2 protein-coding genes are annotated in these 2,393 nt (G+C 71.8%); one reads left to right on the top strand and one right to left on the bottom strand.

All coding sequences use genetic code 11. The features are described from left to right. Positions 1–54: 54 nt before the first annotated feature. Positions 55–1,707 (bottom strand): DHA2 family efflux MFS transporter permease subunit, encoded by a 1,653-nt coding sequence (locus tag ACFT55_RS19965; protein ID WP_380245597.1) that lies wholly within the window; start codon positions 1,705–1,707, stop codon positions 55–57. A 242-nt stretch (positions 1,708–1,949) separates the two neighbouring features. Here ACFT55_RS19965 and ACFT55_RS19960 point away from each other — a divergent pair, with 242 nt between their 5' ends. Next, positions 1,950–2,378, top strand: a complete 429-nt coding sequence (locus tag ACFT55_RS19960) for an Hsp20/alpha crystallin family protein (protein ID WP_380245596.1) — start codon at positions 1,950–1,952, stop codon at positions 2,376–2,378. Positions 2,379–2,393: the final 15 nt, after the last annotated feature.

Below are 2,393 nucleotides of genomic sequence, written 5' to 3'. Positions count from 1 at the left end.
GCCCTGTCTCGGTCCCGAAACAGGGCCAGACGCCCGCTCACAGCAGGAGGGGCATCAGGCCGGCGCAGGCGCCTCGGTGCGCTCGCGGTGCTGCACGGGCGACATCGCCGCCGCGCACACGACGCCGACCACCAGGACCACGCCGACCAGCAGCAGCGTCTGGGCCGCGGCGTCCGCGAAGCCCGCGAAGAACGCCTGCTGGGCGACGGCGCCGACCTGCTCCGCGACCGCTGCGGGTACGGAGTCGGGCAGCTGCACCGACCCGGCCGCCGTGCTGCCGAGGCTGCCGCTGGACTGGGCGATCCCGTCGAGGAAGGGCTGCCGCACCTGCTCGGGCAGCTGCCCGGCCAGGTCCTGTGCTGCTGCCGGGACGGTGACCGCGAGACGGGCCGAGAGCACGGCCACGACGACGGCGGACCCGATCACGCCACCCACCTGCCGGTTGGTGTTGAACGCGCCGGCGCCCGCACCCGCCGTGCGGGCGTCGAGGCCCGACGTGGCCAGGTTGGACAGCGGCGAGAACGTGAGGCCGGTGCCGACACCGAAGAGCGCCATCGGCCACAGCAGGGCGTACGGCGACAGGTCGGGGTCCAGGATGCCGGCGAGCCAGATCACCGCACCGGCGATCGCGGCGAACCCGGCCGCGACCACCCACTTCGCGGGCACCCGGTCGGAGAGACGTCCGGCGAACGGCGCGACGACGCCGGACACGAGCGAGCCGGGCATCATCACGAGCGCCGCCTGGATCGGCGTCAGGCCGAGGATGGACTGCAGGAAGATCGTCAGCGGGAAGAAGATGGCGATCATCGCGAACGTCACGACCATGCCGTCGACGTTGGCGAGCGAGAAGTTGCGCGAGCGGAACAGCCGCAGCGGCAGCAGCGCCCGCGAGCCCTGCCGGTGCTGCCACCAGACGAAGCCGACGAGGACCAGCAGCCCCAGCCCCACGACCGACCACACGGAGAACGGCCCCCAGATGTGGCCCCAGTCGTAGTTCTCGCCCTCCTGCAGGCCGAAGACCACCGCCGCGAGGCCGATCACCGACAGGACCACGCCCCACGGGTCCATGGAGGTCCCGTGCGAGGGGAGGTGCGGCAGCCGCGTGACCGAGAACCAGAGGGCCGCGACGCCCACCGGGATGTTGACGTAGAAGATCCACTCCCAGCCGACCGTCTCGACGAAGATGCCGCCGAGCAGCGGGCCGGCGATCGTCGCGACACCCGCCGTCGCGCCCCACAGCCCCATCGCCGCACCGCGCTGGGTGGGCGGGAAGACGCGCGTGATCATCGACATCGTCTGCGGGGTCATCATCGCGGCGCCGACGCCCTGGACGACCCGGAACCCGATCAGCCAGCCGATCTCCGGCTCCGAGCCGATGTTCCCCGAGAACCCGCAGAGGAACGAGAACGTCGTGAACACGACGAGCCCGACGATGAAGACCGACTTCTGCCCGTAGCGGTCCCCGAGGCGGCCGGCGAGCAGCATGAGCACGGCGTACGACAGCAGGTAGGCGCTGTTCACCCAGCCGACCTGGATGAGGGAGGCGGAGAACTGGTCGGTCAGGGTGGGGATGGCGATGTTCACGATCGTGGTGTCGACCATGATCATGAAGAAGCCGAGGATGAGCGGCGGGAGCACGCTCCAGGCCGACCTGCCGCCCAGGTCGACGAGAGGGGTCACCGGGGCGCGCCCGGACGTGGTGGACATGCGACGAGCGTGGCACGAGCCACCGACGCGCGCCGCTCCGGCGCGGTCGTGCCCGCCCCCAGGACCGTTCGCCGACAGGACCGTCCGCCGACAGGGACCGTTCGCCGAGAGCGATCCGCCGACGCTGGCACTCTCAGGGGTCGAGTGCTAAAACAGGTGCTGTAGCCAGCGTGCCGGAAGGCCCGGTACGTCGATCGCGCTCAGGGCCGCGCGCCGCGGCCTCGTCGAGGAGGTGATGTGCGATGGCTACCTACTGGGACCCGTTCCAGGAGATGGACCGGCTCTTCGGTTCGCTCGCGCTGAACACGCGCAACGCGCCGACCATGCCGATGGACCTCTTCCGCGAGGGAGACCACTTCGTCCTGGCGGCGGACCTGCCCGGCATCGACCCGGGCAGCATCGACGTCTCGTGCGAGGACCGCACGCTGACGATCAGGGCCGAGCGCACGCCCCGCTCCGCGGAGGGGCAGTGGCTGCTGCGCGAGCGCCAGTCCGGCACCGTGGCACGGCAGCTCACCCTGGGTCGCGGTCTGGCGCTCGACCGGATCAGCGCGTCCTACGCCGACGGCGTGCTCACCCTCACCATCCCGGTGTCCGAGGAGGCCAGGCCGCGCCGGATCGAGGTCAGCCACGCCGCCTCGTCGCCGACGGCGATCGAGGCCGGCGCCTGACCGTCCCCGCCAGCC

It is taken from the genome of Isoptericola sp. NPDC057191 (genome assembly GCF_042670225.1).
GTDB lineage: Bacteria > Actinomycetota > Actinomycetes > Actinomycetales > Cellulomonadaceae > Isoptericola.
This window is presented reverse-complemented; position numbering and strand designations above follow the sequence as displayed.